Source organism: Solwaraspora sp. WMMA2080 (assembly GCF_027497395.1).
GTDB lineage: Bacteria > Actinomycetota > Actinomycetes > Mycobacteriales > Micromonosporaceae > Micromonospora_E.
Genome location: NZ_CP114910.1, coordinates 1639939 through 1653729, shown reverse-complemented (window position 1 = coordinate 1653729; position 13791 = coordinate 1639939). Strand labels below are relative to the sequence as shown.

General features: G+C 72.8%; 13 protein-coding genes. 11 read left to right on the top strand and 2 right to left on the bottom strand.

Annotated elements, in window-relative coordinates; all coding sequences use genetic code 11:
- Window positions 1-146: 146 nt before the first annotated feature.
- From O7543_RS07405 to O7543_RS07390, 4 genes are all read left to right on the top strand, one after another.
- Window positions 147-767, top strand: a complete 621-nt coding sequence (locus O7543_RS07405) for a winged helix-turn-helix domain-containing protein (RefSeq protein WP_281554528.1) — start codon at window positions 147-149, stop codon at window positions 765-767.
- Window positions 764-2086: an MFS transporter gene (locus O7543_RS07400; RefSeq protein ID WP_281554529.1), complete on the top strand. Its 1323-nt coding sequence runs from the start codon at window positions 764-766 to the stop codon at window positions 2084-2086. The genes O7543_RS07405 and O7543_RS07400 overlap by 4 nt, the downstream gene beginning before the upstream one ends.
- Window positions 2086-2280, top strand: a complete 195-nt coding sequence (locus O7543_RS07395) for a hypothetical protein (RefSeq protein ID WP_281554530.1) — start codon at window positions 2086-2088, stop codon at window positions 2278-2280. The genes O7543_RS07400 and O7543_RS07395 overlap by 1 nt, the downstream gene beginning before the upstream one ends.
- Before the next feature lie 70 nt (window positions 2281-2350).
- A complete protein-coding gene (locus tag O7543_RS07390) occupies window positions 2351-3880 on the top strand; it encodes a replication-associated recombination protein A (RefSeq protein ID WP_281554531.1) in 1530 nt (509 codons plus the stop codon).
- 904 nt (window positions 3881-4784) lie between these two features.
- Here the strand turns inward: O7543_RS07390 and O7543_RS07385 are convergent.
- The gene (locus O7543_RS07385; protein ID WP_281554532.1) at window positions 4785-5156 is read right to left on the bottom strand and encodes a hypothetical protein; all 372 of its coding nucleotides are present in this window, start codon (window positions 5154-5156) and stop codon (window positions 4785-4787) included.
- A gap of 559 nt (window positions 5157-5715) precedes the next feature.
- On the opposite strand from O7543_RS07385, the gene O7543_RS07380 reads away from it, so the two are divergent.
- The 7 genes from O7543_RS07380 to O7543_RS07350 all read left to right on the top strand — a co-directional run bounded on the left by O7543_RS07380 (window position 5716) and on the right by O7543_RS07350 (window position 12534).
- Window positions 5716-6369: a hypothetical protein gene (locus O7543_RS07380; RefSeq protein WP_281555553.1), complete on the top strand. Its 654-nt coding sequence runs from the start codon at window positions 5716-5718 to the stop codon at window positions 6367-6369.
- Window positions 6370-6474: 105 nt separating this feature from the next.
- A complete protein-coding gene (locus O7543_RS07375) occupies window positions 6475-6936 on the top strand; it encodes a DUF948 domain-containing protein (RefSeq protein WP_281554533.1) in 462 nt (153 codons plus the stop codon).
- A gap of 16 nt (window positions 6937-6952) precedes the next feature.
- On the top strand, window positions 6953-7258 hold the full coding sequence (locus O7543_RS07370; protein ID WP_281554534.1) for a hypothetical protein: 306 nt from the start codon (window positions 6953-6955) through the stop codon (window positions 7256-7258).
- Complete coding sequence (gene alaS / locus O7543_RS07365; RefSeq protein WP_281554535.1) at window positions 7255-9939, top strand: alanine--tRNA ligase; 2685 nt, start codon at window positions 7255-7257, stop codon at window positions 9937-9939. Before O7543_RS07370 ends, alaS begins: the two co-directional genes overlap by 4 nt.
- 15 nt (window positions 9940-9954) lie before the next feature.
- The gene (gene ruvX / locus O7543_RS07360) at window positions 9955-10425 is read left to right on the top strand and encodes a Holliday junction resolvase RuvX (protein ID WP_281554536.1); all 471 of its coding nucleotides are present in this window, start codon (window positions 9955-9957) and stop codon (window positions 10423-10425) included.
- Window positions 10425-11621, top strand: a complete 1197-nt coding sequence (mltG, locus tag O7543_RS07355) for an endolytic transglycosylase MltG (RefSeq protein ID WP_281554537.1) — start codon at window positions 10425-10427, stop codon at window positions 11619-11621. Before ruvX ends, mltG begins: the two co-directional genes overlap by 1 nt.
- A gap of 1 nt (window position 11622) precedes the next feature.
- Entirely contained in the window at window positions 11623-12534 is a 912-nt protein-coding gene (locus O7543_RS07350) for a shikimate dehydrogenase (RefSeq protein ID WP_281554538.1), read from the top strand.
- Here O7543_RS07350 and O7543_RS07345 read toward each other — a convergent pair.
- On the bottom strand, window positions 12490-13680 hold the full coding sequence (locus O7543_RS07345) for a multidrug effflux MFS transporter (RefSeq protein ID WP_281554539.1): 1191 nt from the start codon (window positions 13678-13680) through the stop codon (window positions 12490-12492). The genes O7543_RS07350 and O7543_RS07345 overlap by 45 nt on opposite strands.
- Window positions 13681-13791 lie beyond the last annotated feature (111 nt).

The following is a 13791-nucleotide window of genomic DNA, read 5'->3' as shown; positions in this document are numbered from 1 at the left end:
CCGACGACCCTGACCCTCGCGGGCCGGGTCCACGGGCGTTTCGCACGCCCGTGGACCCGGCCCGCTTCTGTCCGACCGGAGCGAACCGCAGAGAAAGCTTGCAAAGAAGTTGTGCACACAATCTCTGCAAAGCTATCGTGCATGGCATGGACGAACAGTTGTCGACGGTCTGGCTCAGCGCGGAGCAGGTCCGCACCCTGGCCCACCCGCTGCGGTTGCGCCTGCTCGGCGCGCTGCGGCTGGACGGACCCGCCACCGCCACCGCACTCGCCCACGAGCTGGGCACCAACACCGGAGCGACCAGCTACCACCTGCGCAAGCTCGCCGATGTCGGGCTGGTCCGCGAGGAGCCGGCCCGGGGCACCGGCCGTGAGCGCTGGTGGCGCTCGGTGCACCAGGTCTCCTCGTGGCGCGGCACCTCGTTCGACGACGACCCGGACGCCCGGGCCGCCGCCGACTGGCTCACCAGCTACTTCGTCCAGCAGTTCGTCCGGCTGGCCGAGGACTGGCACATGGCCCGTGACGGCTACCCGATCGAGTGGCGGGACGCCGCCGAGTACTCCGACTACATCCTGACCCTCACCTCGGACCAGCTGCGGCGGCTCAACGCCGACCTGCACGCGGTCGTCGAGCGCTACCGCGCCGACCCCGGCCCCGGCGACGGCGTGGCCGAGCAGGTGATGCTCTACACCTACGGCTTCCCCCGCGTCGTCAACGGCGACCGGGGCGGGTCTGCCGGGGACGGGTCGGTCGGAGGCGAGCCGTGACCGGGCTGACCGCCCGGCAGGTGCATCGGCGCTACCTGATCCTGCACGGCCTGCGCTGGGCACCCGTCGGGCTGCTGATCCCCGTCTGGGTGCTGCTGATGCTGGAGCGCGGGCTGACGCTGCCGCAGATCGGCCTGGTTGTCGCCGCGCAGGGGCTGGCCGTGCTGCTGCTGGAGCTGCCCACCGGCGGCCTGGCCGACGCGATCGGTCGCAAGCCGGTGCTGATCGGCGCGGCGGCGGCGAACCTGGCGTCGCTGTCGCTGCTCGCTGTCGCGGACTCCTTCGCCTTGTTCGTCGCTGTGATGCTGCTGCAGGGTCTCTACCGGGCGTTGGAGAGCGGGCCGTTGGAGTCCTGGTACGTCGACGCCACGCTCGCCGCCGACCCCGACGCGCGGTACGAAGGCGGGCTGAGTCACGGGGGAGTGGTGCTCGGCCTGGCGATCGCAGCCGGATCGCTGGCCAGCGGAGGTCTGGTGGCACTCGGTCCGGTGGGTCCGGTCAGCGCGCTCACCGGACCGGTGCTCGTCGCGGCGCTGTTCCAGGTCGTCGGCCTGGTCGGCCTGGTGCTGCTGCTGGTCGAGGCACGGCCGGCAGCCGGAGCGCCGGTCGCCGGGGGACAACCGGCGCCGGAGTCGACGGTCGGCGCGTCGATCCGGCGGGTGCCGTCCGTGGTTCGGGATGCGCTGGCGCTGCTGCGGCGTTCCCGGGTGCTGGTCGCACTGGTCGCCGTCGAGTTGTTCTGGGGGTTCGGCATGGTCGCCTTCGAGACCCTGATGCCGGTGCGGCTGGCGGAGGTGACCGGCGACGCCGAACGGGCGGCGGCGTTGCTCGGCCCGGTCGGTGCTTTCGCCTGGCTGGCGTCGGCCGGCGGCGCCGCGTTGGTGCCGGCGGTCGCCCGACGACTCGGTGCGCCGGTGACCGCCGCCGCGTTCCGCGTCCTGCAGGGGGCGACCGTGGTCGCGATGGCGCTGCTCGCCGGGCCGGTCGGGGTGATCGTGGCCTATCTGGCCTGCTACGCCATCCACGGTGCGTCGAACCCGGTGCACATGGGCCTGCTGCACCGGCAGGTGGACGGCTCGCATCGAACCAGCGTGCTCTCGCTCAACTCGATGGTCGCTCAACCGGCTGGTGCCCTCGGCGGGGTGGTGCTGATGGCGATCGCCGGTGCCGCCTCGGTCAGCCTGGCGATGCTGGTCGGCGCGGTCGTGCTGGCCGCGGCCGCACCGCTGTACCTGGTCTCGCCTGGTCCAAGCTGGATTGGCCGGCGCGGCCGTTGGGTATGGAACGGCCGACCGACTGAACCCCCCAGGAGGATCTGATGTTCGCCATCGCTGCGGCTGTCGTTTTCGGCTTCGCCCTGCTGCTCGACCTGCTCGACACCGATCTCGGTGCGCCCGACCTGTTCAACTGGAACACCATGGTGCTGATCGGCCTGCTCTGCCTGGCCCTGTTCTTCGCCGGGGTCGGTCGTGGCACCGGCGGCGGTTGGGCCCGACGCCGTCGGCGCAGCTGACCCCGGCTGTTCACTGGCCCGATCTCGGTGCATTTCCGGCGTCCGAGATCGGGCCGGTACTGTCTTGCTGATGGAGTCCGACGTCCTCTTCTCCTACCCCTCCGCCGAGCAGCGCCGCGACGCGCCGCCGGTCGGTGGCGGCGTGGCGGCGGGCGACTCCGGCTCCGGCCCGCCCGCGTCGGCGCCGTTGCCGGTACGGATGCGTCCGGCGAGCCTCGACGAGCTGGTCGGCCAGGAGCATCTACTGGCCCCGGGCGCGCCGCTGCGGCAGTTGGTGACCGGCACCGCGCCGATGTCGGTCATCCTCTGGGGGCCGCCGGGCTGCGGCAAGACGACGATCGCCCACCTGGTGGCCCGGGCCACCGACCGTCGTTTCGTGGCGATGTCGGCGCTGTCCGCCGGAGTCAAGGACGTCCGCGCGGTGATCGACGAGGCCCGACGGCAGCGGCGTACCGGTGGGTTGCCGACGGTGCTGTTCATCGACGAGGTGCACCGTTTCAGTAAGACCCAGCAGGACTCGCTGCTCGCGGCGGTCGAGGACCGTACCGTGACGTTGCTGGCGGCAACCACCGAAAACCCCCATTTTTCGGTCATCTCGCCGTTACTGTCGCGGTGTGTCCTGCTCACCCTGCGGCCGCTCGGCGACGAGGCGGTCCGTGACCTGCTCCGGCGCGCGGTGACCGACGAACGTGGACTCGGCGGCGCGCTGCGGCTGTCCCCGCCGGCCGAGGACCACCTGGTCCGGTTGGCCGGTGGCGACGTGCGCAAGGCACTCACCGCCCTGGAGGCGGCGGCCTCGGCGGCCACCGCGACCGACACCGGGGAGATCGACCTGCGTACCGCCGAGCAGGCAATCGACGTCGCTGCGGTGCGCTACGACCGCGACGGCGACGCCCACTATGACGTGACCAGCGCGTTCATCAAGAGCATGCGTGGCTCGGACGTCGACGCCGCGCTGCACTGGCTGGCCCGGATGCTGGTCGCCGGGGAGGACGCCAGGTTCATCGCCCGCCGGATCGTGATCTTCGCCAGCGAGGACGTCGGGATGGCCGATCCGGGTGCGCTGTCGGTGGCAACCGCGGCCGCCCACGCCGTGGAGTACGTGGGGCTGCCGGAGGCACAACTCAACCTCGCCCAGGCGGTGATCCACCTGGCCACCGCCCCGAAATCCAACTCGACCACGGCAGCGCTGGCGGCGGCCGTCGCCGACGTACGGGCCGGCCGGGGTGGGACAGTGCCGGCACATCTACGGGACAGCCACTACTCGGGGGCGCGGCGGATCGGCCACGGAGGCGGCTACCGTTACCCTCACGACGACCACCGGGGGGTGGTCACTCAGCAGTACCCGCCCGACGAACTCGCCGGTGTCGACTACTACCGGCCGACTGAGCACGGCGCCGAGCGGACGGTCTCCGCGCGGTTGCCGGTGCTCCGCCGGATCGTGCGTGGCCTGCCGCCCGACATCCGGGCGTTCGCTGGACGCACCGCCTCCGGCGCGTCCGCTGGTGCCGCCGAACCTGATCCATCCGTCCCAGCGTCCGAGGCTGGTCCGGTGCCCGATGACAGCGGCAGCGTTGCTGCCGGGGAGGTACAGCAGTGAGAGCGCGCGGTTCTGACCGCCCCGATCACCCCGACGAGCGTCGTGAGGGCAAGCCGAAGGGCCGTCGGTGGGGCCGGGCACAGGTCGAGGAAGAGGTCAGCGGCGAGGAGACCGGCTGGCTGGACGATCTGCGGACCGCCAAGGAACAGCGGATCGACATCGGACCCGGTGGTGCCCGAGTATCCGGAGACTCCTCGACGGACGGCCCGCCGTCCCGCTCGGCAGTTTCCCGGTCCGCTGCCCCGTCCCGTCCGCAGCCGCAGCCGCAGCCGTCAGCGGGTCCGGGTCCGCAGCCGACTGCCGGATCGCAGCCGCCTCCGGGTCCGCGGCCAGGTCCGGCCGCGCGGCCGCGCACCGGGCCGGGGCCGGCTGAGCCCGTCTTCCCGGCTGGCGCGAAACCGTCCGAACCCCCACCCGTCAGCCCCGCACCCGGTGGGCCGGCCCCGGTCTCCGGTGGGCCGGCCCCGGTCTCCGGTGGGCCGGCCCCGACCCCGGGTGGGCCGAGCCCGGCACCGGGCCGGTACCAGCGACCGCCCCAACGCCTGCCAGCGGCGGACACGGTCGTGCCGCGGTCCGGCAACGCACCGCCGTTGCCGCCGTCCGCGCCGCAGCGGCCATCCGGCGACCCCTTCGGCGGGCCCCGTTCAGCGCCGGGCACCCCGACCCGACCAACGTCCGGCCCCAGCGCCGATGGGCGCGACGAGACCCGGATCATTGCGCCGGTCAGGCCGTCCGGCGGGCGTCGACGCGCCCCGGAACCGGCGGACGAGACCGACGGCCGGGAGCGCCGTCCGGAGATGCCGCAACGTGGCCCGGCCGCCGGGGCGGACCGGGCGGGTCAGACCCGGCAGGGGGACGGCCCGGCACCATCGCGGCCGTCGGCCGGCCGGCATGCCTCGGCCGGTCAGCCGTTCGAGTCGGCCCGGCCGACCTCGGGCGGGCCCCGCCCGGCGCGGTCCGCGCCGATCCCCGGCCAGCCGTCCCGGGGCGGCTCCGGCGGCCCGTTGGCCGCTCCCGTGGTACCCGGGCCGGGCGGTGCCGTGCCACCGGCCCGTGGTCCGCAGCCTGACCCGGGCACCGACCAGCCGCCCCGGCCGGGGACCCGCCCGGCCGGCCCGCCGCCCGGCCACCCGGCCGGCCCGCCGCCCGCCACCCGCCCCGGCCCCGGCCGGGCGACGGTCCCGGCAGCCGGGCCGGCGTCGGCCGGCGTCGGCGGCGGGCCGCGGCCACCCGTGACCGGGCCGCCGGCCATCGACCGACGGGATCCGTACGCCACCGGTCCGATCCGCCCCGGCCAGCCGGGCCGATCCGATCCGCCGGGCCGTCCCAACGAGGCCGGCACCTTCGGTCATCCCGGTCATCCCGGTCATCCCGGTCATCCCGGCCGACCCGGCCGACCAGCTCAACCCGGGCCCGGCGGCATCGCGACAATGCCCGGCGCGCCCGCCCCGGCATCTGGCCGGCCGGTGTCCGGTGGGCCTGCCGGTGCCGTCGCGCCGCCGCACCACGATCGGCCGGTGCCTGCTCCGGCCCGCCCCGTTTCCGGTGCCGGCGGTGGGGCGACGGTGGCGCGGTCGGCGTCGGTACCGGTGCGGCCGGGTGGACCGGTGCGGCCGGGTGGTGTCGCCCCGGTGTCCGGCGGCGCCGCGCCGGTGCCGGGAGCCCCGCCGGTGCCGGGAGCCGCGCCGGTCTCTGGAGGGGGCGCCCCGGCCTCCGGTGGGGGTGGCACACCGGTCCGGTCCGGGCCGTACCGCCCCGACCGGTCGGGACCCGAGCCCTCCGACCCCGAGTCCTCCGGTGCCGGCCAGTCGGGTTCCGAGCAGGGTGGCCCGAACCTGCAGCAGCGTCGGCTGCGGGCGATGGCCCTGATCCTGGTCGCCGTCGTGGTGCTGGCCGCGCTTCCGCTCTACTTCGGCATCCGGGCGGCGACCCGCGACCCGGTCTTCAACTCCCTGGACGGGCTCGACGTGCCCGAGTGGGCGGCGCAGGAGCGTACCGACGCGGTCAGCGGGAGCCGTTGGTGCCTCATCGACTGCCGTTTCCGCGAGCGGACGATGACCTCCGAACGCGGTACGGAGGAGACCGCTCAGGTGTACACCGCGGCGCTGACCGACGCCGGATGGCTGCCGTGGGACGCCGAGTTGTGCCCGTCCCAGCCGGTCGACGGCCAGTACAACTGCTGGACCCGCGACGAACTCACTCTCGACCTGTGGGTCCGGCCGCCGGCCTGCTCGGACGACCTGCTGCTGCAACGGCCGACGGTGGAGCCGCCGTCCGGGGAGTCGACCGACGGCGAGTCGGCCGACTCGCCGCCGGTCACCGAGGCCGAGACCTGCACCGGTTCGGTCGTGTCGATCAAGGTACGCAACGCCATCGGCGACGACCGGATGAAGCCACAGCCGAGCATCGATCCGTCGCTCACCGGTGAGGATCCGGATCCGGTCTTCACCGACGACCCGCTGCTGGATCTGGAGGTCGAACCGTCGTGAGCGGACGACCATCACTGACGGTAGGGTCTGCACGGTGGTGCGGCGCGAGCTGACCGCCGTCAGGTGAGCAGCGGCGGCGAGGCGTCGTGACAGAGGAGGACAGGCATGGACGGTGGACAGATCGCGGCGCTGGTGGCGGCCGGAGCGTTCCTGATGCTCGTGCTGGTGCTCGCGGTGCCGATCCTGCGGCTGCGGCACACGGTCGACGCGGCGACGAGAGCGATCAACGACCTGAACGACCGCACCGGTCCGCTGCTCGGGCAGGTCAACACCTCGGTGGAGAACGTGAACACCGCGCTGGGGCAGGTGCACACCACGCTGGACGGCGTGAACGTCCAGCTCGCCAAGATCGACACGATGACCGGCCACGCGCAGAACGTCACCGCCAACGTGGCGAACCTCGCCACCGTCGTCTCGGCAGCGGCGGCCAACCCACTGGTCAAGGTCGCCGCCTTCGGGTACGGCGTACGCCGGGCCGCGTCCGCCCGCCGGCATGCCGAGCAGGAGCGCGACGTACGGGCGGAACTCAAGCAGCGGCGCCGGGCAGCCCGGCGCAACGCCGGATGACCGGGAGGACGCCGTCATGAAACGCCTGCTCTGGCTCGGTGTCGGCATCGCCGTCGGCGCGGTCGTGGTCCGCAAGCTGGCCCGGACCGCCCAGTCCTACACCCCGTCCGGGATCGCCTCCTCGGTGTCGGAATCCGCTGGTGGCCTCGTCGAGTCGGTCCGTACCTTCGTGGAGGACGTCCGCGAGGGCATGGCAGAGCGCGAGCAGCAGATCCAGGCCGCGTTCGCTGAGGGCGTGGCGTTCGACGACCAGTTCGCCGACCTGCGGGGTGACCCGAGCGTCGGTGACGTGGAGATATTCCCCCAGGAGGACGTTCGGTGAAAACGGCGGAGATCAAGCGGCGGTTCCTCGCGCACTTCGAGGCCAACGGCCATGCCGTGGTGCCGTCAGCTCCGCTGCCCGCGATCGATGACCCGAACCTGCTGTTCATCAACGCGGGCATGGTGCAGTTCGTGCCGTACTTCCTCGGCCAGCGGACCCCGCCGTACCAGCGGGCGACGAGCGTGCAGAAGTGCATCCGTACCCCGGACATCGACGAGGTCGGCAAGACGTCGCGGCACGGCACCTTCTTCCAGATGAACGGCAACTTCTCGTTCGGCGACTACTTCAAGGAGGGCGCGATCCCGCTGGCCTGGGACCTGGCCACCGGGCCGGTCGACGCGGGCGGGTTCGGCATGGACCCGGAACGGATCTGGGTCACCGTCTACCTCGACGACGACGAGGCGGCCGACATCTGGCGGCGCACCGGCGTACCGGCGGCGCGGATCGTGCGCCGGGGCAACAAGGACAACTTCTGGTCGATGGGCATCCCCGGGCCGGCCGGGCCGTGCTCGGAGCTGTACTACGACCGGGGCCCGGCGTACGGCCCGGACGGCGGCCCGGAGGTCGACGAGGACCGCTTCCTGGAGTTCTGGAATCTCGTCTTCATGCAGTACGAGATCACCGACGTGCGGAGCAAAGAGGTCTTCGACATCGTCGGCGACCTGCCGAAGAAGAACATCGACACCGGCATGGGCCTGGAGCGGATCGCGTCGATCCTGCAGGGGGTGGACAACCTCTACGAGATCGACGAGGTGCGTCCGATCCTGGACCGGGCGGCCGAGCTGACCGGCAAGCGGTACGGCGCGGGCTCCGGGCAGGCGGCGAGCGAGTCGCACCCCGACGACGTACGGCTGCGGGTGATCGCCGACCACGTGCGGACCGCGTTGATGCTGATCGGTGACGGGGTGACCCCGTCCAACGAGGGTCGCGGCTACGTGCTGCGCCGGATCATGCGTCGGGCGATCCGCTCGGTGCGGCTGCTCGGCTGGCAGGACCGTGCTCTGCCGGAGCTGCTGCCGGTGGCCCGGGACTGCATGGCGCCGTCGTACCCCGAGCTGGCCGCCGACTTCGAGCGGATCTCCTCGTACGCGTACGCCGAGGAGGACGCCTTCCTGTCCACGCTGCGCGCCGGTACCACGATCCTGGACACGGCGATCGCCCAGACCAGGTCGGCCGGCGGCGGCAAACTCTCCGGCGACCAGGCCTTCCAGCTGCACGACACCTACGGGTTCCCGATCGACCTCACCCTGGAGATCGCCGCCGAGCAGGGGCTCTCGGTCGACCAGGACGGCTTCCGCCGGCTGATGTCCGAGCAGCGGGCCCGGGCCAAGGCGGACGCGCAGGCCCGCAAGACCGGGCACGTGGACATGTCCGCGTACCGCGGGGTGCTGGACAGCGGTGGGCCGGTGGAGTTCACCGGCTACGCCGAGGTGTCCCGTGAGTCGCGGGTCCGGGCGCTGCTCGGCGCCGGCGGCGCCGCACTGCCCGCGGCCGGCGAGGGCGACGTGGTGGAGCTGGTACTGGACAGCACCCCGTTCTACGCCGAGGGCGGCGGCCAGCAGCCGGACACCGGCCTGCTCACCGTCGGCGCCGGCCGGGTGGAGATCTTCGACGTGCAGCAGCCGGTGCCGGGCCTGATTGTGCACCGGGCGCGGGTGGTCAGCGGCGAGCTGCGCGCCGGGGAGTCCGGCTACGCCGAGATCGACATCCCGCGGCGGCGGGCGATCTCCCGGTCGCATACCGCGACGCATCTGGTGCACCAGACGATGCGCAACGTTCTCGGCGAGTCGGCGACCCAGGCGGGGTCGCTGAACGCGCCGGGCCGGCTGCGGTTCGACTTCAACACCCCCGGCTCGGTCGCGCCGTCGGTGCTGCACGACATCGAGCAGCAGGTCAACGAGGTGCTGCTGCGTGACCTGGAGGTGAACGCGTTCATCACCTCCCAGGAGGAGGCGCGCCGGCTGGGCGCGATGGCGCTGTTCGGGGAGAAGTACGGCGACGAGGTCCGGGTGGTCGAGGTCGGTGACTACGCCCGGGAGCTGTGCGGTGGCACGCATGTGACCCGCTCCGGTCAGCTCGGTGTGGTGAAGATCCTCTCCGAGTCGTCGATCGGCTCCGGTGTGCGTCGGGTGGAGGCACTGGTCGGCATCGACGCGTTCAACTTCCTGGCCCGCGAGCACCTGCTGGTGGCGCGGCTCGCTGAGCTGTACCGGGTGCCGGCAGACCAGGTCGCGGACCGGGTCCAGCAGACTGTCACCCAGCTACGCGACGCCGAGAAGGAGCTGGAGAAACTGCGCGCCCAGCTGGTGCTCGGCGGCGCGGCGGCGATCGCCGGCCAGGCGCGTGACGTGCGCGGGGTTGCCTTCGTCGGCACCGAGGCGCCCGAAGGCGCGGCCGGCAACGACGTACGGACCCTGGCGCAGGAGATCCGAGGCAAGATCGACCCGGCCCGGCCGGCGGTGGTCGCGGTGGCGGTCCGGGCCAACGGCAAGGCGGCGCTGGTGGTGGCGGTGAACGCGGCCGGCAGGTCACGCGGAGTGTCCGCCGCAGAGCTGGTCAAGGGGGCGCTGCACGGCCGGGGTGGCGGCAACGCTGACCTGGCGCAGGGCGGCGGGCTGCCGGCGGCCGAGGCGGCGAACCTGCTGGTCGCGGTCGAAAAGGCGATCGCCGAAACGGCCTGAGATGAGCGATACGAGGTGAGCGGATTCGTCCGTGGACGCCGGCTGGGCGTCGACGTGGGGCAGGTCCGGGTCGGTCTGGCGATCAGCGACCCGGACGGCATTCTCGCCACCCCGTTGCTGACGGTGCGTCGGGACCTGTCGACCGGCGGCGCGACGGCACCGGCCGACCTGCCTACGGACATCGCGAAAATTGTCCAGATAGTCCATGAGTACGAGGTCATTGCGGTTATTGTCGGTCTGCCGGTGAACCTCGCCGGCCGCCACGGACCGGCCGCCGACGCTGTCAGCGCATACGTACGGTTACTCGAAGTGGCGGTGTCGCCGATTTCAGTCCTGACGACCGACGAAAGGATGTCGACGGTGGTCGCTAGCCGTAGGCTGTCCGAGCGGGGCGTCCGAGGACGGCGTCAACGTACGGTGGTCGACCAGGCGGCCGCCGTGGAGATCCTGCAGAGCTGGCTGGACGCGCAGCGGAGGCAGAAGTGATGATCGACGAACTGGACCTCGCCTTCGAGGACCGGGCAGACAAGGGCCGGCACCGTCGGGGCGCGCGGCGCAAGAAGGCGTCCGGCAGCGGCGGCCGGGGCAAGACCTTTGCCGCGCTGCTGGTCACCATGCTGCTGCTCGGAGTGCTCGGCGGCGGTGTCTGGTACGGCTTCGACCGGGTACAGGGCTACTTCGCGACCCCGGACTACGACGGCGGCGGCACCGGTGAGGTGGTGGTCCAGGTCCGGGCCGGCGACACCGCCACCGACATCGGCAACACCCTCGTCGAGGCCGGCGTGGTCAAGAGCACCAAGGCGTTCGTCAACGAGGCCCGGGACAACTCCCGCAGCCAGAACATCCAGCCGGGCTTCTACACGCTGCGTCTGGAGATGAGCGCGGCGACCGCGCTCGGCCTGCTGCTGGACCTGGAGAACAAGGTCTCCAACCGGGTGACCATCCCGGAGGGCCGTACCGCCAAGCAGATCTACCGGCTGCTGGCCGAGTCGACGGACATCCCCGCGGAGGAGTTCGCCACCGCAGCCGAGGACCCGCTGGCCCTGGGCGTGCCCGAGTGGTGGATGACCCGCACCGACGGGCAGGAGGTGACGGTCTCCGCCGAAGGGTTCCTCTTCCCGGACACCTACGACTTCGATCCCGACGTCACCGCCCCGGAGATCCTCCGGGTGATGGTCAACCGGTTCCTGACCGTCACCGGTGAGCTGGAATACGCCGACCGGGTGCAGGCCGAACGCGGCGGGATCAGCCCGTACGAGGCGTTGATCGTCGCGTCACTGGCGCAGGCCGAGGCCGGTATCGCCGAGGACCTCGCCAAGGTCTCCCGGGTGGCGTACAACCGGGTGTACAGCGAGACCTTCCCGTGCAGCTGCCTGCAGTTTGATGTGACGGTCAACTACTACTGGGAGCTGACCGGCCAGGAGACCAAGGCGTCCAAGGACATGACCCGCGAGGAGCTGTACGACGAGAGCAATCCGTACAGCACCCACGCGCACAGCGGGCTGCCGCCCACGCCTATCAACAACCCGGGCAAGGCCGCCCTGGAAGGGTCGATCAACCCGCCGGACGAGGACTGGGTCTACTTCGTGGCGATCGACAAGGAGGGCCGCTCGGCGTTCGCCGAGACCCTCGACCAGCACAACCAGAACATCGAGATCGCCGAGCAGAACGGCATCCTCTGAGGTGTCCGCCCCCCGACCGTCCACCGCCGTCCGGCGGCGGGCCGCGGTGCTCGGCATGCCGATCGGGCACTCACTGTCGCCGGTGATCCACAACGCCGGCTACCAGGCCGCCGGGCTGACCGGCTGGAGCTACACCGCGATCGAATGCGCCGAGGCGCAGTTGGCGGGCCTGGTCGCCGGTCTCGGCCCGGAGTGGGCCGGGCTGTCGGTCACCATGCCGTTGAAGGAGGCGGCGCTCGCCCTGGCCGGGCGGGCCTCCTCGGTGGCCACCGCGGTCGGGGCGGCCAACACCCTGGTACGCCGGGCCGACGGCACCTGGTTCGCCGACAACACCGACGTGGCGGGGATGGTCGCGGTGCTGCGCGACGCCGGTGTCGGCACCGGTGCCCGGTTCACCGTGCTCGGCGCTGGCGGCACCGCCCGGGCCGCGTTGGCGGCCGCCGCCGCGCTGGCCGCCGCATCGGTCACCGTAGCGGCCCGGCGACCGGCGGCGGTCGACGAGCTGGTGCCGGTCGCCGGCGCGCTCGGCGTGTCGATGACCGGTACCGCCCTGTCGGCGGCCCCGGCGGCGGCCGGCACCGACGTACTGGTCTCCACCCTGCCGAAGGGGGCTGCCGACCCGTACGCCGGCCAGCTGCCGTGGGCATCCGGCACGGTCTGCTTCGACGCGCTCTACGATCCCTGGCCGACTCCACTGGCCTCGGCGGCGGCCGCCGCCGGTTGCCGGGTGGTCTCCGGGCTGGATCTGCTGCTGGCCCAGGCGGTCGGGCAGTTCGAACAGTTCACCGGGGTCGCCGCGCCGGTGGCGGCGATGCGAGCCGCGTTGTCCGCCGCGCGGTCGGCCGGCCCGGCCGGTGAGCTGGCGCGCTCAGCCGCCGCGGTCACGGGTCAGCGCCCACGCGGCGACCAGTGACAGCCCCGCCGCGCCGAGGATGATCAGCGCCATCGGGGTGGCGCTGGCCGTGCCGGCCAGCCCGACCACCGGCGCGGCCAGCGAGGCGATTCCCGACTGGACCGCGCCGAGCAGGGCGGCGGCGGTGCCGGCGTGCCGGGCGTGGTCCTGCAGGGCCAGCGCGGTCCCGTTCGGCATCAGCATCCCGATCGTGGCGACGTAGCCGGCCAGCGCCGGCACGATCAGCCACAGCTGGCCGGTGGTCGCGCCGGCCACCAGCAGCGCCGCAGCGCAGGCTCCGGCGGTCAACGCGCCGACGAACAACGGCCGGGTCCGGTACCGGCCGACCAGTCGGGCGTTGACCTGCCCGAGCGCGATCAGCCCGACCGCGTTGGCCCCGAACACCAGGCTGAACATGGTCGGCGACAGCCCGAAGCCGTCCTGCAGCACGTACGGCGATCCGGAGATGTAGGCGAACAAGCCGGCGAACGCCAGACCCTGGGTGGACGCGTACCCGACGAACGCCCGGTCGGTGAGGACCAGCCGGGCCGCCCGGGCGGCGCCAGCCAGACCGTCCGGGTTTCGGCGCTCCTCCGGCAGGGTCTCCGGTAGCCAGCGGGCCATGACGATGGTGAGCAGCGCGGCGAGTACCGCGAGGGCGACGAAGATCTCCCGCCAGGAGGCCACCCGCAGCACCGCCGCGCCGAGCACCGGCGCGGCGATCGGTGCCACCCCGAAGATGATCAGCAGGCGGGAGAAGAACCGGGCCGCGTCGGCACCCGAGTAGAGGTCGCGCACCACCGCGCGGGCGACGACCACCCCTACCCCGCCGGCGAAGCCCTGGAGCAGCCGCAACCCGGCCAGTGCCTCGGCGTTCGGGGCCAGCGTGCAGGCCAGCGAGACGACGATGTAGCCGGTGGTGCCGGCCAGCGCCGGACGCCGCCGCCCCCACCGGTCACTCACCGGCCCGCCGACCAGCTGGCCGAACGCGACGCCGATCAGGCACGCGGTCAGCGACAGCTGCACCCGGGCAGGGGTGGCGGTGAGGTCCTCGCTGATCGCCGGGAACGCCGGCAGGTACATGTCGATCGACAGCGGCCCCACCGCGGTGACCGCGCCGAGCAGGATGAGTAGCACCGCTGGTCGGCGGCGGATGTCGTACGGCACGAAGCCACCACCCCCCGAAACCGACCAACCGTACGTTAGGGCGGCTCGGGTGGTGTCCGGAGGGCGGGACGCGGGCGACGTGGGTCACCTGGCCCCGACCCCGCCGTGCCA

What these genes read in the sequence shown, in the direction of transcription:
- O7543_RS07405 (WP_281554528.1), top strand. Translation starts at nt 147, where the DNA reads ATGGACGAACAGTTGTCGACGGTCTGGCTCAGCGCGGAGCAGGTCCGC.
- O7543_RS07395 (WP_281554530.1), top strand. Translation starts at nt 2,086, where the DNA reads ATGTTCGCCATCGCTGCGGCTGTCGTTTTCGGCTTCGCCCTGCTGCTC.
- O7543_RS07390 (WP_281554531.1), top strand. Translation starts at nt 2,351, where the DNA reads ATGGAGTCCGACGTCCTCTTCTCCTACCCCTCCGCCGAGCAGCGCCGC.
- O7543_RS07375 (WP_281554533.1), top strand. Translation starts at nt 6,475, where the DNA reads ATGGACGGTGGACAGATCGCGGCGCTGGTGGCGGCCGGAGCGTTCCTG.
- O7543_RS07370 (WP_281554534.1), top strand. Translation starts at nt 6,953, where the DNA reads ATGAAACGCCTGCTCTGGCTCGGTGTCGGCATCGCCGTCGGCGCGGTC.
- mltG (WP_281554537.1), top strand. Translation starts at nt 10,425, where the DNA reads ATGATCGACGAACTGGACCTCGCCTTCGAGGACCGGGCAGACAAGGGC.